General features: G+C 67.5%; 19 protein-coding genes. 6 read left to right on the top strand and 13 right to left on the bottom strand.

Features of this window, described 5'->3' with window-relative positions:
• Positions 1-751: 751 nt before the first annotated feature.
• The 7 genes from A3ES_RS48590 to A3ES_RS0126695 form a co-directional block, all read right to left on the bottom strand.
• Entirely contained in the window at positions 752-4,948 is a 4,197-nt protein-coding gene (locus tag A3ES_RS48590) for an AAA family ATPase (protein WP_020389914.1), read from the bottom strand.
• A gap of 20 nt (positions 4,949-4,968) precedes the next feature.
• The gene (locus A3ES_RS0126720) at positions 4,969-5,307 is read right to left on the bottom strand and encodes a CU044_2847 family protein (RefSeq protein ID WP_026163224.1); all 339 of its coding nucleotides are present in this window, start codon (positions 5,305-5,307) and stop codon (positions 4,969-4,971) included.
• 63 nt (positions 5,308-5,370) lie between these two features.
• Positions 5,371-6,318 (bottom strand): ABC transporter ATP-binding protein, encoded by a 948-nt coding sequence (locus tag A3ES_RS48585; RefSeq protein ID WP_020389912.1) that lies wholly within the window; start codon positions 6,316-6,318, stop codon positions 5,371-5,373.
• Positions 6,312-7,271, bottom strand: a complete 960-nt coding sequence (locus A3ES_RS0126710) for an ABC transporter ATP-binding protein (protein ID WP_020389911.1) — start codon at positions 7,269-7,271, stop codon at positions 6,312-6,314. Before A3ES_RS0126710 ends, A3ES_RS48585 begins: the two co-directional genes overlap by 7 nt.
• Positions 7,271-8,149, bottom strand: coding sequence for an ABC transporter permease (locus A3ES_RS0126705; RefSeq protein ID WP_020389910.1), 879 nt, complete (start codon positions 8,147-8,149; stop codon positions 7,271-7,273). Before A3ES_RS0126705 ends, A3ES_RS0126710 begins: the two co-directional genes overlap by 1 nt.
• Positions 8,146-9,180, bottom strand: a complete 1,035-nt coding sequence (locus tag A3ES_RS0126700) for an ABC transporter permease (RefSeq protein WP_020389909.1) — start codon at positions 9,178-9,180, stop codon at positions 8,146-8,148. Before A3ES_RS0126700 ends, A3ES_RS0126705 begins: the two co-directional genes overlap by 4 nt.
• Before the next feature lie 22 nt (positions 9,181-9,202).
• Positions 9,203-11,008 carry an ABC transporter substrate-binding protein gene (locus A3ES_RS0126695; RefSeq protein WP_020389908.1) on the bottom strand — a complete coding sequence of 602 codons (1,806 nt, stop codon included), beginning with the start codon at positions 11,006-11,008 and terminating at the stop codon, positions 9,203-9,205.
• Between the two features lie 221 nt (positions 11,009-11,229).
• On the opposite strand from A3ES_RS0126695, the gene A3ES_RS55125 reads away from it, so the two are divergent.
• On the top strand, positions 11,230-11,364 hold the full coding sequence (locus A3ES_RS55125; protein WP_020389907.1) for a fibronectin type III domain-containing protein: 135 nt from the start codon (positions 11,230-11,232) through the stop codon (positions 11,362-11,364).
• Here the strand turns inward: A3ES_RS55125 and A3ES_RS0126685 are convergent.
• The 4 genes from A3ES_RS0126685 to A3ES_RS0126670 form a co-directional block, all read right to left on the bottom strand.
• Positions 11,361-12,365, bottom strand: coding sequence for a helix-turn-helix transcriptional regulator (locus A3ES_RS0126685; protein ID WP_020389906.1), 1,005 nt, complete (start codon positions 12,363-12,365; stop codon positions 11,361-11,363). The genes A3ES_RS55125 and A3ES_RS0126685 overlap by 4 nt on opposite strands.
• A gap of 14 nt (positions 12,366-12,379) precedes the next feature.
• A complete protein-coding gene (locus A3ES_RS48580) occupies positions 12,380-13,165 on the bottom strand; it encodes a GNAT family N-acetyltransferase (RefSeq protein WP_157630767.1) in 786 nt (261 codons plus the stop codon).
• A 204-nt stretch (positions 13,166-13,369) separates the two neighbouring features.
• On the bottom strand, positions 13,370-14,128 hold the full coding sequence (locus tag A3ES_RS0126675; RefSeq protein WP_020389904.1) for a DUF1206 domain-containing protein: 759 nt from the start codon (positions 14,126-14,128) through the stop codon (positions 13,370-13,372).
• Positions 14,129-14,160: 32 nt separating this feature from the next.
• Complete coding sequence (locus A3ES_RS0126670) at positions 14,161-15,159, bottom strand: stage II sporulation protein M (RefSeq protein ID WP_020389903.1); 999 nt, start codon at positions 15,157-15,159, stop codon at positions 14,161-14,163.
• Positions 15,160-15,241: 82 nt separating this feature from the next.
• Here A3ES_RS0126670 and A3ES_RS0126665 point away from each other — a divergent pair, with 82 nt between their 5' ends.
• Positions 15,242-16,282 (top strand): RDD family protein, encoded by a 1,041-nt coding sequence (locus A3ES_RS0126665; protein ID WP_026163223.1) that lies wholly within the window; start codon positions 15,242-15,244, stop codon positions 16,280-16,282.
• Positions 16,283-16,314: 32 nt separating this feature from the next.
• Complete coding sequence (locus tag A3ES_RS0126660) at positions 16,315-17,085, top strand: helix-turn-helix domain-containing protein (protein ID WP_020389901.1); 771 nt, start codon at positions 16,315-16,317, stop codon at positions 17,083-17,085.
• 73 nt (positions 17,086-17,158) lie between these two features.
• Here A3ES_RS0126660 and A3ES_RS0126655 read toward each other — a convergent pair whose 3' ends face one another.
• Complete coding sequence (locus A3ES_RS0126655) at positions 17,159-17,581, bottom strand: hypothetical protein (RefSeq protein WP_020389900.1); 423 nt, start codon at positions 17,579-17,581, stop codon at positions 17,159-17,161.
• A gap of 101 nt (positions 17,582-17,682) precedes the next feature.
• On the opposite strand from A3ES_RS0126655, the gene A3ES_RS0126650 reads away from it, so the two are divergent.
• Positions 17,683-18,438 carry a class I SAM-dependent methyltransferase gene (locus A3ES_RS0126650; RefSeq protein ID WP_020389899.1) on the top strand — a complete coding sequence of 252 codons (756 nt, stop codon included), beginning with the start codon at positions 17,683-17,685 and terminating at the stop codon, positions 18,436-18,438.
• 70 nt (positions 18,439-18,508) lie between these two features.
• Here the strand turns inward: A3ES_RS0126650 and ahcY are convergent, their stop codons facing one another.
• The gene (gene ahcY, locus A3ES_RS0126645) at positions 18,509-19,942 is read right to left on the bottom strand and encodes an adenosylhomocysteinase (RefSeq protein WP_020389898.1); all 1,434 of its coding nucleotides are present in this window, start codon (positions 19,940-19,942) and stop codon (positions 18,509-18,511) included.
• 118 nt (positions 19,943-20,060) lie between these two features.
• Here ahcY and A3ES_RS48575 point away from each other — a divergent pair, with 118 nt between their 5' ends.
• Together A3ES_RS48575 and A3ES_RS48570 are read left to right on the top strand one after the other, a co-directional pair.
• Entirely contained in the window at positions 20,061-20,429 is a 369-nt protein-coding gene (locus A3ES_RS48575; RefSeq protein ID WP_020389897.1) for a MerR family transcriptional regulator, read from the top strand.
• Positions 20,430-20,665: 236 nt separating this feature from the next.
• A complete protein-coding gene (locus A3ES_RS48570) occupies positions 20,666-20,995 on the top strand; it encodes a lactococcin 972 family bacteriocin (RefSeq protein WP_020389896.1) in 330 nt (109 codons plus the stop codon).
• The last annotated feature ends 18 nt before the right edge of the window (positions 20,996-21,013 follow it).

The raw sequence follows: 21,013 nt of genomic DNA, 5'->3' as shown, positions 1-21,013 counted from the left end.
CCCGAGCGACGGCGATCAACCACCCCCCGCCGCATGCCCGTCAGCGGCGACCAGAGCGGCCATCGACCCGTACTCACGCCACCAACTGGCCGGCAAGCTCGCCGCGATCAAGAAGGCGGCCCACACCNCACGCACCAGTCGGCCCAGCACGGTNGTGCTCTACGCCCACCTCACCGACCAAACCCTGCTCAGCGGCGTCGGCATCGTCAGAGTCGAGAACCACGGACCCCTCCTCGTCCACCAACTCAAAGAACTCCTCGGCCACGACCACGTCATCCTCCAACCCGTCATCGACCTCAACAAGCAAATCGACGTCAACGCCCACGAAATCCCCACCCGAATCCGCGAACGCGTCAAACTCGCCCAACCGGTCGAACGATTCCCCTACGCAACAGCAGAAACNACCCCACGCACCGACCTGGACCACATCCAGCCCTACCACCCACACGGACCACCAGGACAAACCAGCACCACAAACCTCACACCAGCCACGCGGTACCACCACCGCGTCAAAACCCACGGGCGCTGGAAGGTCCAGCACTCCGCCGAAGGAGCACTGCAATGGACCACCCCAAACGGCTTCACCTTCCGCGTCGACCACACCGGCACCCACCGACTCACCGACTGATTCAGGATTCCGGGTGAACGCCGGCAGCGTGTCCCGTACCGCAAGCGCCTTCGGTCAGCATTGGCTTGCTGACGTCGACGGCGCAAGGACACCGTCAATCTCGTCAGCTTCCTACAGAATCGCCTATCTGACGGCAGTCATGATGCCGACGGCAAGTGCGAGAGCGCCGAAGCCGGTTCCGACCAGGAGCTTTCCTTCGCCTGCCTCGCAGGCGCTGAGGATAGGGGTGCCGACCGGGATTGACTCGGGGTGCGTGGACGACGTGGACAGCGGCCAGAATCGCAGTACGCCGTCTTGGCCACCGGAGACCACTACGGTCTGCTCGCCGATCCCCAACGAGCAAAGCACGTTCACGGGACCGGTATGTGCGCTGTGGACGACCGTGGAGAACGGCACGGCCCGGGCGTCGAGTCTGAGCACCGTGACAGTCCCGTCCGTGCCGCCGGCCACCAGCAGCGAGTCGCGGATGGCGAGCGCGGATACCCCACCGGCCGGATGCGGCAGTCTGATCGTGCTGATCCGGCGGCCACGGTTGAAGTCCCAGACGTGCAGGTTGTCCGGGTCGGCCAGGTCTCCCCAGGTCACCGCCACATCGAGTGCACCGAGCCGGCCGAGAGCGAGCACCGAGGCCTCCTGCTTGCGCCACTTGCGACTCGGCTTGCTGCCGTCCAGCTCGAGGAACCAGACGCCGCCCTCCGAAGCCGCTGTAGCCAGCCCTGCCCGGCCGCGGACCGTACCGGCCGTCATCGCCCCAGCCATGTTGAACGAGCTCTCCCTGCGCTTGACCAACTGCAGCTCCGAAATCTCTTCCTCGCCTACGATCCAGCGCCGAGACTGCCCGTCCCGGGAACCGGCGGCGATCCGCAGCCGGCCTACCGGGTCGCTGTCGACTGCCAGGGCCAGGACACCGGTGGCGTCGATCGCGCGGGACGGTCCGGCCGGCGTACCGTCCAGCAGCCATCGGACCGTCACCACAGGTTGCTGGTCGCTGTATCGCCTGGTCCACTGGCCGCGGGTGTTGCCGATCTCGTAGCGATAGCCGGCGCTGCCGCCACCTGCAGTGACGGCGACCGTGCCTCGTGGCGTCGGCGTCACCGCGACTGCAGTGACCGCCGTCGGCCGGCTGCTGCGCTCCTGGCCCATGTCCGGGAATCCAGGGGTGAGCACCGCAGTCCTTTCCATCCGGGACTCGCCGAATCCGCTGCAGGCCCAGACACGCAAGGTGCCGTCGGTGCCGCCGGCCGCAACCACCGGCTCCTGGTAAGCACCGTCCACGAAGGCGTGCAGCGCGGAGATCCCCTGCACTCCCGAGACGAACAGCTCGTTTTCCGTGTCGGCGACATCGAACGACAACACCTCCGCACCGACGCCGAAAGCGGCGTAGGGCGTCGTCTCCCGATGCAGCACGGCCGTGGCGCTGACCGGTCGCGGCCGGATCAAGCGCTTGGTCGTCGTACTGATTTCCAGCAGACCTTCGCCGTCGGGCGTCAGCCGACGCTGGACCACAGCGCCATCGGCGGTGCCGTACAAGATGACCATGCCGTCACCGACCTCGGCGAGCGCGGCACTGGTCACGGCGCCCTCGACCGGAGGTTCGAGCTGGCCGAGCGGTTCCCCCGTGACCGGATCCCAGAAGCGGGTCACGCCGTCCGTCCCGACGGAGATCAGCCTCGGCCCGTACGACGGGTCGAAGATCGCGACGCCGATCCCGACGACCGCACCGACATGAGCACGGACCAACTCATCGCCGACAGGCCCGTCCTCACCGGGCCGCCAGATCCGCAGGGTGCCGTCGATCGCGCCGGAGACCACGACCGGTTCGTCGTTGACCTCGTAGTCGTGGAGCGCCGAGACCGGCGCGTCGTGGGCATTCGGTTCCGTGCCCAGCAGCTCCAGCGTTTCCGAATCCCAGAAGGCCAGGCCGTCGGCGCCACCCGACACCACGGTTTGGGCGCCGAAGATGACAGTCAGGGTCGCCGCACCGCCGATGTGCGCGTCCGCGAACGCCTTCACCTCGACCGATCTGGTGTCGACGCTCCAGAGGATCAGGCTGCCGTCCTCCGCACAGGAGACGATCCGCGTTCCCTCCTCGGAGGGGACCCAGGCCACGGCCCGGACGGCTCCCTGATGACCCGAGGGCAGGCTCTCGCCATCCGAAGGCAAGGCGGTGCCGTCGAACCACAACGGTCGCCATCGGTTTGGCGGAACAGCCTTGAGTAGTTCGGTGGCCAGATCCGGGCGGTCGCGGAACAACAGGCGGAGAGCGAGCGTGGGTGAGCGATCCGCGGCCTCGTCGGCGAGCGTCTCGAAGGTCAAGGCGGCCAGCACCTGGCTGACTTCCCGGCCGAGCAGATGACCGGAGCTGCCCTGTGCGGCGAGCAGATCGGTGGGATCCGCTACGGCGAGATAGCCGGACTCAGCGCCGAGGTCCGCAAGCCGGCCGGCCCGCTGGGCGTGATGAGCCAGGTGGTCGCGAAGGTAGCGCGGTGCCGCCGGCCAGTTCCTGCGGCCACCGGGGCTGAGCGGGACGGTGTCGAGCAGCGCCTCGAAGAACGCGCCGGCGCGCGGTTCGAGGCTCGCCGCCAGTCCTTCGGCGAACGACGCATGGAAGAGCCGGTACCGCGGCCCGTCGGTCGACCTCGATCTCGCGAGCAGCGCCGGCGCCCGCTCGATCAGCCAGGCAACGGCCTCGGCGTCGTACCGGCGTTCGGCCAGTCCGCCCGCGAGACTCGCCCAGAGCTCGTCCGCGGGGAGTCCGTCACCCTGCACCAACGCGAGCGGGCGCAGCAGGTCCTGGGCCTTGCGGGCTTCCTCGGGCCGGAAGGAACGCAGGAGGTACAGCTCCATCGCCTGCGGCACCGTGCTCGGCAGTGCGCCTGGGCCGAACTGGTCGAGGCTGGTCTTCTGCAGCGCATCGGTGGTCAGCTGCGCGACCAGGAAGAGCGGAAAGGCACTGGCCGCGATCCGGTCGGCGATCTCCTCGACCCTGGCGGCGTCAACTGGGGAACCGCCGTCCGCAAGCCTGGCCCTGGTGTAGGTCTGGAGATCGGCGAGTTCGGCGTACGCGGGATCATCCAGCTCGATCGTACGGAAGCCGCTGCCGAGGATGCTGAGCAGCTGCGGCCGCGCGCCGACCAGCAGCCGCAACCGGCGCGGATCGCCGGCAACCAGCAGCGGCTGCAACAGGCTCTGAGTGATCTCGTGTCCGCCGTCCCGGGCTTCGTCCAGGGCATCGATGAGCAGGGTGAACGGCTCATCCCTGGCGGCCAGCAGCGCGACGAGCTGCTCGGGCTGGTCCTCGTCGTACCCGGCAGCGGCTGCGACGGCCGCACAGATCTCGGCAAGCCCTTTGTCCCGGGCGTGCACCGCGACCTGGATGGATCCGATGGCGGGCAGGGTCTCCGGTGGCGCGTCCCGCCAGGCCTGCGGATGCTGCGACCGGAAGGCCGCCGACGAGGCCGTCGCAAGCCGCGCCAGTACTGCGGACTTGCCGCTCCCCGGTGGGCCAGTGATCACACAACCGATCTCGTCACCCGCCCGGTCAGCAAGCCAGCGGGTGACCTCAGCGAGGACGGTACGACGACCGGTGAAGTACCAGCCCGGCCGAGCGGACCTCGAGCCACGGACCGCGGGCTCCCAATGGCTGCTGTAGGCATCGGCGTCGAAGAGCGCCGACTCGGCCAAGGCGTCGCTGAGCAGAGGTGTCCGGGCGATCCGGCTGAGCGGCAGCATTCCGGCGACCATCTTGTCGGGGTCGCTGTCCTCGGAGACGACGATGCCGATCACCATCGCCGAACCGCTTCCGGCGCTGCTCCAGACCGGCGTACCGCTGAAGCCTCGCTCCACCCGGTAACCGGTGGTATCGCGGGAGACCAGTTGGTGCCAGCCGAACTCCGGTCCCATCGGCCCCTGGACGGTACCGACGGCGAGCACTGGCTCCTCCCGCCCGTCCGGGAATCCGTGACAGCGGAAATCCTGGTCGATCCCGACGCCGGTCCGCAGCGGCGGCGTGTCCAGCGGAGCGAGGACCGGCGAATCCAGGCTGAGCAGCGCGAGGTCGTCCGGTTCGTCCTCGGCCCCCAGCGTCCAGGTTGCCGGCGCGACTCTGGCCGTCAGCCGGCCGAGCTCGGGCTGGGCCGGGAGGTCGAACACCACCGCTTCATCCGGTGCGGACAGCGAGAACTGAGGTCGCCCGAGCGCGGTATTGACCACATGGGCGCAGGTCAGGACCAGCCGCCCCTGCAGCAGGACACCGGCCCCGACCGGCTCACCGGTTCGCAGACTCCGGATTCGAACCAGGTAACGATGATCGGCTCCCATCCAGCTCCCCCCTCAGCTCGTTAGCGCTCCAGCTCCTGGCTCTTCGAGGCCCAGCTGAGTTTGACGGTCAGGTGGCCTTCGACGGCGGTCTTGGCGATCACCGCGCCGACTTCGGCATTGAGACTGATGCCGAACTCGATCTCGACACCGTCCGGTTTCAGGGCGCCGTCCCGGAAGGTACTCAGGGCTGATTCGGCCGCGCGGGACACTGTTCGCAGGGCAGAGTCGAAGGTCGCCGTGGCCTCGGCGACGACACCGTCCGCCCTGCTGGCGCGACGGAATCCGGGAGCGTTCTGCTCCACCTGAACCACGATGCTGTCACCGCTGTCCGTACTGAACCGAATCAAGCCGTCAGCCATCGTCCCCACCCCTGTGCTCGGCAGTCGTCCCCTGCACAGTCTGGCGCACCCGGCTGCTCGCCGTCACCGGGTTTGGCGTTGCGTGACCAGGTGGCAGGCCGCCTGCGATCCCTCCGTGGTCGGCAGTACCGGGAGGAGGTCGGTGCGGCACTTGTCGGCGATGGGGTTGCCGGCGGCGACGATCTGGCAGCGAGGGTGGAAACGGCAGCCGGTCGGGATGCGGGTCGGGTCCGGGGGTTCGCCCGTGAGGACGATGCGTTCCTCGGACTCGGGTAGGACCGACAGGAGCGCTTGGGTATAGGGGTGTTGCGGGTTCTTGAGGATCTCTTCGGTGGGGCCGGACTCGACGATGCGGCCGAGGTACATGACGGCTACTCGGTCGGCGATGTTCCAGGCGAGGCCTAGGTCGTGGGTGACGACCAGGGCGGACAGGCCGAGGTCGTCGCGGAGGCGGAGGAGCAGGGCCAGGATCTCGCCGCGGACGGAGGCGTCGAGGGAGGCGACGGGCTCGTCGGCGATCAGGACCTTCGGGTCGAGGGCGAGGGCGCCGGCGATGACGACTCGTTGCCGTTGGCCACCGGACAGTTCGTGCGGGTAGCGCAGGAAGAAGCGCTCCGGTGGTCGCAGTCCCGCCCGGGACAGGGCTTCGGCGACGACCTTCTCCTCGTCGGGCAGGCCGTGGATCCGGGGGCCTTCGGCAACGGCTTCGTAGACCGTCTGGCGTGGGTTGAGCGAACCCATCGGATCCTGCAGGACCAGTTGCACCTGGCGGCGGTACGCCTGGAGGGCCTTGCCGCGATACGAGAGCGGCGATCCGTCGTACGAGACCGTGCCCGAGGTTGGTCGCTCGAGGCCGAGCAGGGTGCGGGCCAGCGTCGTCTTGCCGCAGCCGGATTCGCCCACCAGAGCAACGATCTCACCGGCCCCGACGGACAGGTTGACGCCGTCGACGGCTCGTGCGCGCCGGCCGCGCGAGGCGAACTCGACCGCGAGATCAGTTGCCGTTAGCAAGATTCCTCCAAGACCAGCACACAGGCCGCCGTACGCCGGTCGCCGGCCGGCCGCAGCTCGACGTCGACCGTCGAGCACGTGTCGAGCGCCACCGGGCACCGCGGATGGAACACACAGCCGGACGGGAGCCGCTGCGGATCCGGCGGGTCACCCCCGAGACCGCGAGGTGCCAGCCTGGACGCGGGATCACCGACCGTCGGGAAGGCAGCCGCCAGCGCTTGGCTGTACGGATGCTGGAACGAACCACCAGCAGGACCGGTCTCGACCACCCGCCCGGCGTACATGACTGCCAGCCGGTCGCAGGTGTCGGCGAGCACGGACAGGTCGTGCGAGATCATCAGCAACGAGATCCCGTGCGACGCGATCAGCTCCTTGATCAGTGTCAGCACCTGCGCCTGCACCATCAGGTCGAGCGCGGTGGTCGGCTCGTCGGCGATGATCAACTGCGGCTCGCAGGCGAGCGCCATCGCGATCATCACTCGTTGCCGTTGGCCACCAGACAGCTCATGCGGGTAACTCCGCGCCCGCCAGGCCGGCAATCCCACTTGAGCCAGCAGCGAGGCGACTCGCGACCGCGCCTTCTCCGGTGTGGCGATCTTGTGTACCAGCAGGGGTTCCGCGACCTGATCGCCGATCCGTTGCACCGGGTTCAACCCGTGCTGAGCCCCTTGGAACACGATCGACGCCTCGGCCCAGCGGACCGCCCGCAACCGGCCCCACTTCATCTGCAGGATGTCCTCGCCGCCAAGCATGATCCGGCCTGAGGTCCGGGCGTCCTTCGGCAGCAACCGCAGCAAGGCCATCGCGAGCGTCGACTTCCCCGAGCCCGACTCACCCACGACACCGAGTGCTTCCCCGGCCTCCAGCGACAACGACACACCCCGTACTGCGGGCACCTCACCCGACGCGATCCGATACGTGACGGACAGGTCGTCCAACTCGAGCAAGCTCATCAGACGGCCTTTCGCAGCCGGGGGTTCAGCACGTTCTCCAGCGCCCGGCCGCAGAGCGTGAACGCCATCACGACGATGACGATGCACAGGCCCGGGACGAGGATGTACCACCACGCGCCAGAGGTCGCCGCACCCCAGTCGTACGAGCCACGCAGCATCGTTCCCCAGGAGGTCTTGTTCGCGCTGACGCCGAGGAAGGCCAGGGTCGACTCGGTGACGATCGCGCTCGCCACCTCCAGCGTCGTACTTGCCAACAGCAACGGTGCGACGTTCGGCAGGACGTGCCGGGTGGTGATGTGCCAGTGCCCGCCGCCCAGGGCCTGCGAGCGTTCGATGTAGGGCCGGGCCTCGACCGCCAGAGTCTGCGCGCGGATCAGCCGGGCCGTCGACGGCCACGAGGTGACACCGATCGCGGCGATGATCGTCACCGTGCTGCCGCCCAGAATCGCCGCCAGCACCAGCGCGGTCACCAGCGACGGCAGGACCAGGAACCAGTCGGTGATCCGCATGACGATCGCGCCGATCCAGCCGCGGAAGTGCCCGGCCGCGATCCCGAGCACGGTCCCGATCACCATGCTGAGCAGCGCGGCGAGGAAGCCGATCAGCAACGACGTCCGCGATCCCCACCAGATCATCAGCAGGACGGACCGGCCGGACTCGTCCGTGCCCAGCGGGTCGTCCCAGCTCGGCGGCGACAGCTTCTCACCGGTCCCGCTGACGACATTCGTCACACCCGCGTCGATGAACAGTGGCGCGATCACCGCGAGCAGTACGGCGAGCAGCAGGATCGCCAGCCCGATGACTCCCGCGCGCTGCGTCCGGAAGGAAGCCCAGAAGCGCCCGAAAGCGAGACGCCGCCGAGTCCAGGTGATGCTCATGCCGACCTCACCCTCGGGTCGAGCACGTGGTAGATGACGTCGGCAAGTGTGTTCATCAAGATCACCGACACCGTGATGAGCAGGAACGTGCCCTGCATCAAGGTGAAGTCGGGCACCCGGATCGCCTCGTAGAACAGCTGCCCGAGCCCCGGCCAGCTGAAGATCGCCTCGACCGTCACCGCGCCGCCGACGACGAACCCGATCCGCATGAACACCAGCGTCACGGTCGGCAGCAACGCGTTGGGTACTGCGTGCCGCCGCCGGATCTCGTCATCCTTGAGCCCCTTCGCGCGGGCGGTGGTGACGTAGTCCTGCCCGACCTCGTCGAGCACCGACGACCGCATCACCAGCAGGTACTGCGCGTAGACGACCGCCACCATCGTCAAGCACGGCAACACCATGTGCTTCGCGACATCCAGTACGTACCCGAACCCGTCCGGCGCATCGACACTCTCGATCCCCCTGGTCGGGAAGATTCCCGGGATCGGACCGATGCCGGCGGCAAACACCATCAGCAGCAGGAGTCCGAGCCAGAACGTCGGTACCGACCAGAGCACCAGCGACACCCCGGTGGAGAACTTGTCGAACCGGCTGCCCGGCTTCCACCCGGCGCGCGCTCCTTGCCAGATGCCCAGGCTGACGGCCATCACCAGCGCAGTACCGGTGAGCAGGAGGGTCGCGCCGATACGTTCACCGATCAGGTCGAGGACCGGTCTCTTGTACTCGTACGACGTACCGAGGTCGAAATGCACCGTCTGGTTGACGAACTGCACGAACTGCTCGAGCAACGACTTGTCCAGCCCGAGCCGGCGCCGTTCCAGGTCGAGCTGCTCGGGCGTCATGTTCCGGCCCTGCGCCAGCGCCCGGACCGGATCGCCCGGCAGCAACCGGAACGCGAAGAACGTCGCGACGATCACCATCGCGATACTGAGCAGCGCGCCGCCGACCTTCGCTACGGCGTACCGGAGGAGCCCCCGGCGCGCGGGCTCCTCCGCGATCGCATCCGCCGCAGGTGGCGTCGAGATGGTCATCGCGCCACCCAAGGCGCGGGGCTCATTCGCGGTCGTCCGCGACGGTCTTGCGGCGGCGGGTGAGGAAGTAGCCGGCTCCGATCAGGATCAGTACGCCGGCCACGATGCCGACGATCACGCCGGTGTTCGAGCCGTCGTCCTCAGCGGCGGCACCGTCCTTGGAGACCGCTTCGAGCGTGTAGAACGGCCAGTAGCCGCTACCGCCGTACAGCATGCCCTTGTCTTCGGGGATCGAAGTGACCTTGGCGATCCGGTCCTTGCGGTAGCCCTCGAGGTTGTTCGGGTAGTAGAGGGCGATCACCGGCGCGTCCGTGTAGAGACGCTCCTCCATCTTCTTGATGATGTCGGCCCGCTTCGGCCGGTCCAGCTCCTTCAACTGCTGCTGGTAGAGCGCCTCGTACTGCGGGTCGCAGTAGAACGACTCGGTGCCGCCACCCTCACCGGACGCGGTCGGGCGCCGGCTGCACAGGTGCGTCGCCAGCACCTCTTCCGGATCCGGGTTCACCGACCAGCCGCTGATCGCGATGTCGAACAGCGCCGTCGTCCCGGTCTCCTCGGTGAACTTGCTGGAGTCCAGCCGCTTGGTGGTCAGCGTGATCCCGAGCTCCTTGAACCAGCCGGTCAGGTACTCCGCCAGCTTCTCCTCGATCGGCGCGTCGGTGTGGATGCTGAACCGGAACTGCAGCTTGCGCGATCCGTCCGGCATCGTCCGGATGCCGTCGGCACCCTTCTTGTACCCGGCGTCGTCGAGGATTTTGTTGGCCTTGGCAACATCGAAGCTGACCTTCTTCTCACCCTCGGCCTGCCAGAAGAAGTCCTTGTACATCGGCGGCACGATCGACCCGTCGGCCGGCTTGGCCAGCCCGTTCTGTACCTGGTCGACGAGCTTCTGCTTGTCGATCGCGTAGTGCAGCGCCTGCCGGACCTTCGGGTCCTTCAGCGCGGGATGCCCGTCGCCGATCGGCTTGTTGTCGCTGGTGGTCGCGCCGTGGTTGACCTGCAGGTACGTCGCCCGCCGTCCCTCGGTGTTCCACTGGACGATGTTCTCGTCGCCCTTGAGCGCCTCGAAGTCCGGCGGCGCGAGCCGGCCGATCAGGTCGATGTCGCCCTTCTTCAGCCCGACGATCGCGGCCGCCGGGTTGTCGTAGAAGATCACCTGCAGCTCGTCGATCTTGGGCGCGCCCCGCCAGTAGTCCGGGTTCGCCTTGAGCTTCACGTACTGGTCCTTCTTGTGCTCCACCGCGATGTACGGCCCGCTCGTGACGGCCGGGTACTCGTTCGCCTCGTACCTCGCGATGTCGCCGACCTTCTCCCAGGCGTGCTTGGGCATGATCGGGACCGGGTTGTCGAGCATCGACGCCTGCGGGGTCTTCAGCTTGACGGTGAGGTCCTGGCCGTTCGCGGTGACACTGGCGAAGTTCTCCACGGCCGGGCCGTTCGCGGTCTTCGCGCCGTCGTCAGTGATCATCTTGTTGAACGTCCAGGCCGCGTCCGCGGCGGTGATCGGCTGGCCGTCCGACCACTTCGCCGACCGGATCTTGAACGTCCAGGTGAGCCCGTCCGGCGAGGTCGTCCACGACTCCGCGAGGTCGGGGCTCGGCTGCAGCGTCTTCGAGTCCGGTACGGCCAGGTAGCCGTACATCCAGCGATGGATCGACGACGAGACCAGCCGGACGGCCAGGAACGGGTTCATCGAGTCCATCGCCTGGGTCGCGCCGACCCTGATCACCTTCGGTGCCGACGGCTCCGCCGCCTGGGCTGCTGGGCCCGCCAGCCCGCCCAGCGCCAGCATCCCCATCGCCGCTGTCGCGCCGATCCATTTCCGCATCCGCCCCACGCACCTTCCGCCCTGGTGGTTTAGGGAGAAAACCACACCACCAACCCATCTCCCGTCAACGATTTACGGCCGTTTGTCACAAGTTCGTTGCCTGGCCGGCATGGAACCAAGTTCCACAAAATCCCACCGAGGAGCCTGTCGGGTGGCAAACGCTTGCCCTATGGTGAGCGAGCGTACGCGGACAGTTAGCGCCTTCGCAGAGGTCGAGCCCGGTGGCTGGACCGGATGCTCCCACCGAGGTCGCCGCCAAGCCGGTCGGCAAGGACGGGGTCCGAGTCACCTGGAAGGACAACGCCTCAGACGAGGACGGCTACCTCCTGGAGATCAGGCCCACCGGCGCAGATTAGAGCCAGCCGCGGCGGCCCGCCTGGATGCCTGCCTGGAAACGGGTTGCGGCGCCCAGTTCGGTCATCAGTTCGGCGACCCGCCGGCTGACCGTTCGCTGGGTCACGCCCAGCGTGCGCCCGATCGCGCTGTCCTTCATGCCGGACGACATCAGCGACAGCAACCGCCGGTCCTGCTCCGACAACGCTTCCTGACCCCGGCCCGAGCGCTTCCGCTTGGTACCGGCCTGTTGCCCGTCCGGTACTACGGCCACCGGCGTGGCCTGCTCCCACATCGACTCGAAACAACGCACCAGCGCCTCGAGCAGCGGCGATGCGTGGACCAGAAGCCGCACCCCTGTCTCGGCGGGATCCAGCGACAGCGGGAGGATCGCGATCCGGCGATCCACGATCTGCATCTTCATCGCCGTCACCGGCAGCGTCCGGGCCTCCTCACCCGCTTGGACGTAGCTGACCAATTGCTCGAAATGCCCGGGCAGTTCGAGCGCCGGACCGTCGTACACGCATCGGTAGGACACACCTCGCCGAAGCGCTTGCAGCTCTTCGAGGTTCGGTACCGGACGACCATGGATGTACGGCGGGGAGTCGACCATCAGCACCTCTTCGCGCGCACCCAACTGGAGCTGCGCCATCTGCTGCTGGATCGCCTCGCTGCCCTCCAAGACCTCCAGCAAGTCGGCAGAACTCCGTCCGGGCGCCTGCCGGACCTTCGATGCCAGCTCACGCGCGTCGGCGCGCAGCCGCTCGAGTTGCTCCTGCCTGCGGACGACCAACGCGTCGATCGCGACATCCGGCGGCGCGGGGACGTAGCGCGGCGGCCGCGCGACAAGCTTCGTCACCAGCCCGGCCGCCACCAGATGCGTCAGCGCCCGCCGTACCGCGGACAGCGAGACGCCCAGTTGGTCGGCCAGCTCGGCCGGCGTGGTCCGCGGTGTGTCGGCGATCGCGAGAAAGACCCGATTGTCCGTCTCCGACAGCCCTACCGGCTCTAGCAGGAAGCCCATTCGCTGACCATAGATCACCCGACTTTGGTGTAGGTGGCCAGTTGTGCGCCGGTGACGAAGCCTGCACGGGTGAAGATCATGTGCGCGCCGATCCGGCCGTGGCCGTCGTCGGCGGTGAGGTTGTGGTCGTCGAGCAAGCCGGTGACGTGCCGCACGCCGAGGCGGTGGAGGTAGCGCAGGCAGGCGTTCAGAAGCTGTGTACCGAGACCGGCGCCACGGTGCCCGGAATCCACCTCGATCCACCGCAGTACTCCGTGCTCCGGGGCCAGAACCGAGACCGTCGCCTCGGCAAGCAGGCCGCCAACGGGTCCCGGGACGGTCAGCTTGCGGTGACCACCACGAGCTGTCACCTGGATCCGGGGCTGCCCAGGAAGAGACGCCGGAGCCAGCGGCATCGACCGGTACAGATAGCGCCCAGCGGGCATCGCGGCGAACCCCCGAGTCACCAGCGCTTCCCGCGTCGTACTGCGAACCTCCGGCAACCCGGCGGCGACCGCGCCAACTCCTCCACCGGTGAACGCCTCGACGACGTCGCAGCCGTCCAGCCGGGTCAGCGCATGGTCCAGCAACCCGGCGACCACCCCAGGCTCTTCCCGGCCGTGCAGCCACCTGACCACGCCGGCAGCTCCATCCCGGCTTCGCCCCACTCCGGCGGCACCGAGGATCCGGTCCCCGATCGCCACGAACGCGCCACCCGATGTGGTTGCCCGCAGCAACGAGCTGGCACTGCACGATGCTTGCCCGGGCAGTACGTCCGCGTTGATCACGTCCAGCACGCCGGCCAGATGACTGCGGGTCATCGAACGGATCACGATCGTTTGCTGCAAGGAACCCACGGCTGTCGCTTCCTCCCGGTTAGAGACTGCTGCGGCATCCACCGACGACCCGATACAGCTCCCCTCGTCCGCCGGCCCTTCAGCCGCAGCAGCCCGCCCACCCTAGCCACGAACCCCTTCCAGAAGACGCCAATGTCTCCTAGTAGACAGAAGATCCGCAGTCGGCCTTCAGTGTTTGGCGTTGCGGGACCAGGCGAAGCAGTAGGTGCCGTAGCAGGCGATGCCTAGGGCCAGGGCGGTGAGGAGGGCTGTGCCGGCGGGTTGGTTTTTCAGGGTGCGTAGGGCGGTGTCGAGGCCGCCGGCCTTCTCGGGATCGTAGGCGAGCGCGGCCCAGGCGAAGAGGCCGCCGACGATCATGAAGGCGACTCCCTTGGCCGCGTAGCCGAGGCGGCCGAGGAGGATGGTCGAGTCTGAGACTCCGCCAGTCAGGTCTTCCAGGAACTTCTTCGTGACCGACTTGTAGATCTGGCGGATGCCGATACCGACGACGACCAGGCCGGCGAGCACGATCAGCGCGCGGCCGGCGCCGCTCTTCATCAGGTTCGCGGTGAGACTGCTGCCCTGGCTGCCGCTCGAGCCGATCGCCATCTTGGCGGCGCTGATGGACATCGTGAGATAGACGGCGCCGCGGCCGATCGACGAGAGTTTCTTCTCCGTGTCGAGGTGACCGTAGGCGAGTTCCAGCGCCTTCCAGATCACCAATGCGAACAGACCGATGGCAACGACCCAGAGCAGTACGCCGCCGAAGGGCTTGCTCGCCAGTTCCTCGAGAGCGCCATGGTGGGACGCCTCCTCCGACGTCTTTCCCCAGGCGAGTTGCAGCGCGATCCACGCGATCAGCAGGTGCACCACGCCGTACGCGATCAAACCGACGGTGATCGCCAGATGGTACGGGCGGCTTTGCTGGGCTTCCTGAGCGGCTCTCATGGAGAACCCGTACCCCGGCGAAAACGGGCGGCTCAGGCCGAGACGGGTACGCTCGCCTCGCGGTCGGCCTCTTCGACATCGCCGTACTCGCCCGACTTCACAGCGTTGCGGCCGAGCGTCCAGACGTAGACGAAGAAGCCGACCTCAGCCAGTACTCCGATGCCCACCCGTACTGCGGTCGGCAGCGGCGACGGCGTGACGAAGGCCTCGATCAGGCCGGTGATCAGCAGGATCACGCCGAGGCCGATCGCCATCCCGACGGTGGCCCGGCCGGTCTGCGCGAGGGCCTGCATCCGGGTTCGCGGGCCGGGCGCGATCCACGACCAGCCGAGTCGCAGACCGGCCGCCGACGCGACGAACACCGCGGTCAGCTCGAGCAGCCCGTGCGGCGTGATCAGGCCGAAGAAGACATCCGCGCGGTCGTGGCTGATCATGATCCCGGCCATCACCCCGAGGTTCATCGAGTTGTCCCACAGCACGAACATCGTCGGGACCAGCAGCACACCGATCGCCAGTACTGCGGCCGAGATGGTCGCGTTGTTGATCCAGACGCGCAGGGCGAAGTCCTGGGCCGGGTTCTCGGAGTAGTAGTTGGCGAAGTCCTTGTCGACCAACTCCTGGATCTGTGCCGGAGTGGTGACCGAGTCGAGTACCTCCGGGTGCGCGATGATCCGCCAGGCCATCCAGGCCGCCACCAGGTAGAACAGCAGGCCGATGGTGAGCCACCACCGGCGTGACGTGTACAGAGCGGCAGGGAAGCTCACCAGGAAGTAGCGGGAGATGTCCCGCCAGACAGGAGCCTGCGCACCGGTCACTGCGCCTCTCGCATCGGCGATGAGCCCCGAGAGCCGCCCGATGGTGACAGGGTCGGCTCCACTCGCCCGCAGCGCCGACAGATGCGTCCCCACCCGCTGGTAGAGCGAGACCAGCTCGTCAGCCTCCGCACCGGTCAACCGACGCTGCCGCCGGGTCAGCGCGGCCAGTCGATCCCACTGCGGCTGATGCACAGACACGAACGCCTCTACGTCCATCAGCCCTCCCGTAGGTCTCCTGGCTCTGCCCTGGGGCAGACTAGCGGTCCGGGGTGTCTGAAACTGCTTGGGAGGGGGCGCTGTGTCTCAGCTGGTTACGGGGGAAGCGGTCGTCCTCCAGGTGCGGATCGCGCGGATGCCTACCCGGGCGCTGGCCTGTGCGATCGACTTCATCATCCAGATGATCGTGCTGGGCGCTTTGCTCGGCGTACTGCTCCAGTTCCTGATCGTCGAGGCGAGTCCGGCACTCGGCATCGCGCTGGTCTTCATCACCGTGCTGCTGGTGCTGATCGGCTACAAGGTCGTGATGGAGACGCTCACCCGGGGCAAGACGCTCGGCAAGCTGATGCTCGGGCTCAAGGTGGTCCGCGACGACGGCAGCTCGATCCGGTTCCGGCATGCGCTCGTCCGCAGCCTGCTGTGGTTGTTCGTGGACTTCGCGCCGTGGTTCGCGGCCAGCCCGGGGATCGTCGCGAGCCTGATGAACAAGCAGGGCAAGCGGATCGGTGACATGGTCGCCGGCACGGTGGTGATCCGCGAACGGCACCAGCCGATGGCGTCGCCGCCGCTGTTCGTGCCCGGGCACCTGGTCCAGTGGGCGCAGTCGCTGGAGCTGTCGCGGCTGTCCGACGAGCTGGCGAACACCTCCCGGGAGTACCTGGCCCGCTACACCGAGCTCGAACCGACCGCCCGGATCGCTCTGGGCGAGGCGCTGGCCATGCGAGTCGGCCAGGTCACGGCTCCCGCTCCGCCGGTGCCGATCGTGTCGCCGGCGTTCCTGTCCGCAGTACTGGCCGAACGCCGCCGCCGCGAACTGGCCCGCCTCGCCACCACCCGAGCCGTCTACGCCGCCAACACCGGCCCCTTCGGCCCACCCAACCCATACGCCGCGCCGCCGAGCCCGTACGCCGGTCCGCCTGGCCCGGCCAACCCCTACGCCGTACCGGCTGGCCCGTTCGCTCCGCCCAGCCCGTATGGCGCGCAGCCCGCGCAGTACAGCCCGCCCCCGTCACCCCAGGGCCTGCCGTATCCCGGCCCGCCCCCGGCGCCCGCGCAGGACACGACGAAGGTCAACGCCGAGGGCTGGCACGCACCCGGCAGCGAGCCAGACCAGTGGACCTGAAACTGTCTGACCACCCCGGCAGACTTAGCTAGGTGAACTTCCCCGAGACCCTGCGAACCACGCGCCACAGCCGGCATCTCAGCCAGCTCGAGCTCGCCCTTCGCGCCGGCACCACCCAACGCCACCTCAGCTTCATCGAGTCCGGCCGCTCACACCCCGGCCGCACGCTCGTCGTCCGGCTCGGTGAGTCGATGGAGCTCTCCCTGCGCGAGCGCAACGACCTGCTGCTCGCCGCCGGCTTCGCCCCGGTGTACCCGCAGACCGGCCTCGACGACCCCGCCCTGCAGCACGTCCGCTCCGCGCTCGGCCACATCCTCACCGGCCACCTGCCCTACCCGGCGATCGTCGTCGACGCCAACCACGACCTGGTCCTGGCGAACGAAGCCTTCAGCCTCTTCACCGACGGCGTCGCCGACAAGCTCCTCGAACCACCGATCAACGTACTGCGCCTGTCGCTACACCCCGACGGTGTTGCGTCGCGGATCGTCAACCTCTCGCAGTGGGCGCAACACATCCTCGACCGGCTGCCACCAGGCGACTTCCGCGACGAACTAGCCGCCTACGTCCCGTACGTCGAGCCCGGGCCCGAGCACGTCGGCTTCGCGGCCCCCATGCAGCTCCGCTCCCCCAGAGGCGACCTGCACCTGACCACTACCATCACCACGTTCGCCACCGCCCTCGACGTCACCGTCGCCGAGCTGAAGCTGGAAGCCTTCCTCCCAGCCGACGAGGCAACCGCCGCCCTGTTGCCAGTTGTGACAAGCCCACATCTGGTGGGCATGAACACCAAACGGCGACCTTGAACAGGGTCTACCCTGTTCAAGCCCACCACTGAGTGTTCAAGCCCATCAGATGTGGGCTTGTGAGGCAGGTGGCTCAGGGATTGGGGAACTGATAGTCGGCGACGATCCGGTTGTCGGCACTCACCAGCAGGACCTCGAGTCCCTCGCCGACGACCTCGCCGTTGGCGGTGGCAACCATCTCCCAGCTGAACTTCACCAGGTCCTTCAGCCGGACCGCGTTGTCCTTCGGCCGGAAAATATAGTCGCCACCGGCAACGAATTCCTCGTAGCTGCGCGCGACACGAGCCTCGAGCTCGTCGTATCCGGTCGCCTCCAGCGTGCTCGCCTCGAAGCCCAAGCCGGCCGCCGCGGTCCGGATCTCCTCCGGCGGGTGCAGGACGTGGGTCCCGCCCTCGACCCAGAGCGTCTCGATCGCCTTGCGACGCTGCCCGGAGTCGGCCTCGCCCCACACTCCGACGTAGCGGGCGACCAGATCACGAGTAGTGCTGTCGGTCATCGGTTTCTCCTTGTATCACGGGCTTTTCTCGTCACCACCGATCCTCCTGCGCCCAACCCGCGACCTCAATTCCCGCCAGGGAATGAGCTACTGTTGCGACCATGTCGCATCAAGTGAATTGGTCCGGATGGCTGCAACGGTGGGACGACCAGCAAGCGGGGTACCTGCCTGACCGGGAGGAGCAGTTCCGGGTGATGCTGGAGATCGTCGAGCGACTCGCGGGCAAACCGCAGCGCTTCGTGGATCTCGCCTGTGGCCCGGGTTCCATCTCGGCCCGTGCCGCCGCCCGATTCCCGCAGGCCGAGATCATCGGTCTCGACCTCGATCCGTTCCTGCTGGAGATCGCCCGCCAGGCGGTCGCCTCCGACCACATCAGCTTCGCCGAGGCGAATCTGCGCACGCCGGGCTGGGACGCAGTACTGGGTGAGGATCAGGTCGATGCGGTGTGCTCAGCGACCGCTCTGCACTGGCTTGATCCGGCCGATCTCGACGCTGTCGCCCAGACGCTCGGCCGCCGGATCCGTCCGGGTGGCGTGTTCCTCAACGCCGACACCCTGCGCCTCGGCCCCGACGAGGTTCCGCGCCTGGACGCGCTCGCTGTGGAGCTCCGCGACGAGATCTGGGCCGACTCTCACGCGCACGGGATCGAGGACTGGCAGACCTGGTGGGACGCGGCCGCCGCGGAACCGGCCTTCGCCGACCTGCTCGCCGAGCGCGAGACGCGCTTCGCGGACCGCTGGAAGGGTCGCGACATCACCTTGACCGACACGATCCAGTCGTTCCGCAAGGCGGGTTTCACCGAGGTCGCGGTACTGGGTCAGGTCGCGGACAAGCACCTCTTCGCAGCGATCCGCTGAACGGCGAAGGGCGCCGGACCACTGTACCTAGATCGATACAGCGGTACGGCGCCCTTTCGCGAAGCGAATCTCAGTAGCGGTAGGCGTCCGACTTGTACGGACCCTCGACCGGGATGCCGAGGTACTCCGCCTGCTCCTTCGACAGCTCCGTCAGCTTGACGCCGAGCGAGTCGAGGTGCAGCCGGGCGACCATCTCGTCGAGGTGCTTGGGCAGCACGTAGACGTCGGTCGGGTACTCCGCGGTCTTCGCGAACAGCTCGATCTGCGCCAGCACCTGGTTGGTGAACGAGTTCGACATCACGAACGACGGGTGCCCGGTCGCGTTGCCCAGGTTCAGCAGCCGGCCCTCGGACAACACGATGATGGTGTGACCGTCGGCGAACCGGAACTCGTCGACCTGCGGCTTGATGTTGATCCGCTCGATCCCGGCCGTCTTGTACAGCCCGGCCATGTCGATCTCGTTGTCGAAGTGGCCGATGTTGCCGACGATCGCCTGGTGCTTCATCTGCGCCATGTGGTCGGCGGTGATGACGTCCTTGTTGCCGGTGGTGGTGACGAAGATGTCGGCGATCCCGACGATGTCCTCGAGCGTGGTGACCTGGTAGCCGTCCATCGCCGCCTGCAGCGCGCAGATCGGGTCGATCTCGGTGACGATCACCCGGGCGCCCTGGCCGCGCAGCGACTCCGCACACCCCTTGCCGACGTCGCCGTACCCGCAGACGACCGCGACCTTGCCGCCGATCAGTACGTCGGTGGCGCGGTTGATGCCGTCGATCAGCGAGTGCCGGCAGCCGTACTTGTTGTCGAACTTCGACTTGGTGACCGAGTCGTTGACGTTGATCGCCGGGAACAGCAGCGTGCCGGCCTTGTGCATCTCGTACAGCCGGTGCACGCCGGTGGTGGTCTCCTCGGTGACACCCAGGATGCCCTGGCCGATGGTGGTCCAGCGCTGCGGGTCCTCCTGCAGGGACCGGGTCAGCACGGACAGGACGACGCCGTACTCCTCCGACTCCGCGGTGGACGGGTCCGGTACGGCGCCGGCCTTCTCGAACTCGGTGCCCTTGTGGACGAGCATGGTGGCGTCGCCGCCGTCGTCCAGGATCATGTTCGGGCCTGCGCCAGGCCAGTTCAGCGCCTGCTCGGTGCACCACCAGTACTCCTCCAGCGTCTCGCCCTTCCAGGCGAACACCGGGACACCCTGGGGCGCGTCGGCAGTACCGTTCGGGCCGACGACGACCGCTGCGGCCGCGTGGTCCTGGGTGGAGAAGATGTTGCAGGAGACCCAGCGCACCTCGGCGCCGAGCGCCGTCAGCGTCTCGATCAGCACAGCGGTCTGGATGGTCATGTGCAGCGAGCCCATGATCCTGGCGCCGGCCAGCGGCTTGCTGTCGCCGTACTGCGCGCGCATCGCCATCAGACCCGGCATCTCGTGCTCGGCCAGCCGGATCTCCTTGCGCCCGAACTCGGCCAGGCCGAGGTCTGCCACCTTGTAGTCGAACGTCATACCGTTGCCGCTCCCCTGGGATGTGGTTGCTTGCTGCCGAGACGAGCCTAGAGGTCGGGGCACTGGTGGTGAACCGCTGGGTCGGCATTTCTGACACTGAAATGTCAGGATTAACCCCATGCGCATCACGGAGGCAGCCAAGAGTCTCGGCACCACCCCGCGAATGCTTCGCTACCGCGAGGCGCTCGGGCTGCTGCCGCGGTCCCGCGCCGCCCGCAACACCCAGCGCCAGTACGACGACCGCGACCTCGCCGCCGTCCGGCTCGCGCTCGAACTGGAACGCCGGTACGACGTGACGCCGGCCGCGCTCGCCTTCGCGCTGAAGGCGCTGGCCGAACCTTCGGTCGCCGCCGATCTGCGCAATCTCGGCTACCGGACCGGCCGGCTGAGCGCGCCGCCGAGCGCGGCCGAGATCGACCGCGAGCGGGCCCTGCGCTGGCTCGGCCGCAGTGGCATGCTGCCGCCGCCACACAACCGGCCCCGCTGAATCAGCCGCTGAATTCAGCCATTCCAGCCCTCGGTCAACCGGCAACAATTGCATTCTTCGAAACATTTGTCATATTCATTGCAGGTTCCTGCAATTTAAACACACGTTATGCTTTCGTTACCTACTTTGGGATTGCTTTCGATTGTGTAGGTCTCGTATCTTTTGGATCACGGACGGGGGATTTCCAGTTCCTGTAATTCCCTTTTCCGCCTATTATGATACGAAAGGGAAAACGCATGAACAAGGCACGAAAAGGACTGGCCGTCGCCATGATGGCGTCGCTGGGATTCGCCGGCATCGGCATCGCCGCACCGAGCGCGAACGCCTGGCTGAGCCCGGGCAAGACGACCCAGAAGCCGTCGGACGGTGGCACCTGGGAGTACGGATTCTGGAACGCCAAGGTCCGCTCGTACTACACCGTGAACAAGTGCCACGGTTCGTCGGTGAAGCTCAACGGCGACCTGTCCCGCAGCGCCAACACCGCGTCGGGCGTCAAGTCGATTGCCACGAAGTGGGCGATCAACACGCCGGGCGCGGACGACTCGTACTACTACCGCACCTGCTGATTCCCAGCAGATGATCCA

Origin of the sequence: Kribbella catacumbae DSM 19601 (genome assembly GCF_000372465.1) — a bacterium.
GTDB lineage: Bacteria > Actinomycetota > Actinomycetes > Propionibacteriales > Kribbellaceae > Kribbella > Kribbella catacumbae.
The sequence above is the reverse complement of the archived record's forward strand: the minus strand, read 5'-3'. Positions and strand labels throughout refer to the sequence as shown.

Coding starts and splice junctions, on each gene's coding strand:
- A3ES_RS48590 (WP_020389914.1), bottom strand. CDS start 4,948: ATGGGAGCCGATCATCGTTACCTGGTTCGAATCCGGAGTCTGCGAACC.
- A3ES_RS0126720 (WP_026163224.1), bottom strand. CDS start 5,307: ATGGCTGACGGCTTGATTCGGTTCAGTACGGACAGCGGTGACAGCATC.
- A3ES_RS0126710 (WP_020389911.1), bottom strand. CDS start 7,271: ATGAGCTTGCTCGAGTTGGACGACCTGTCCGTCACGTATCGGATCGCG.
- A3ES_RS0126705 (WP_020389910.1), bottom strand. CDS start 8,149: ATGAGCATCACCTGGACTCGGCGGCGTCTCGCTTTCGGGCGCTTCTGG.
- A3ES_RS0126700 (WP_020389909.1), bottom strand. CDS start 9,180: ATGACCATCTCGACGCCACCTGCGGCGGATGCGATCGCGGAGGAGCCC.
- A3ES_RS0126695 (WP_020389908.1), bottom strand. CDS start 11,008: ATGCGGAAATGGATCGGCGCGACAGCGGCGATGGGGATGCTGGCGCTG.
- A3ES_RS0126685 (WP_020389906.1), bottom strand. CDS start 12,365: ATGGGCTTCCTGCTAGAGCCGGTAGGGCTGTCGGAGACGGACAATCGG.
- A3ES_RS48580 (WP_157630767.1), bottom strand. CDS start 13,165: ATGACCCGCAGTCATCTGGCCGGCGTGCTGGACGTGATCAACGCGGAC.
- A3ES_RS0126675 (WP_020389904.1), bottom strand. CDS start 14,128: ATGAGAGCCGCTCAGGAAGCCCAGCAAAGCCGCCCGTACCATCTGGCG.
- A3ES_RS0126670 (WP_020389903.1), bottom strand. CDS start 15,159: ATGGACGTAGAGGCGTTCGTGTCTGTGCATCAGCCGCAGTGGGATCGA.
- A3ES_RS0126655 (WP_020389900.1), bottom strand. CDS start 17,581: ATGACCGACAGCACTACTCGTGATCTGGTCGCCCGCTACGTCGGAGTG.
- A3ES_RS0126650 (WP_020389899.1), top strand. CDS start 17,683: ATGTCGCATCAAGTGAATTGGTCCGGATGGCTGCAACGGTGGGACGAC.
- ahcY (WP_020389898.1), bottom strand. CDS start 19,942: ATGACGTTCGACTACAAGGTGGCAGACCTCGGCCTGGCCGAGTTCGGG.
- A3ES_RS48575 (WP_020389897.1), top strand. CDS start 20,061: ATGCGCATCACGGAGGCAGCCAAGAGTCTCGGCACCACCCCGCGAATG.
- A3ES_RS48570 (WP_020389896.1), top strand. CDS start 20,666: ATGAACAAGGCACGAAAAGGACTGGCCGTCGCCATGATGGCGTCGCTG.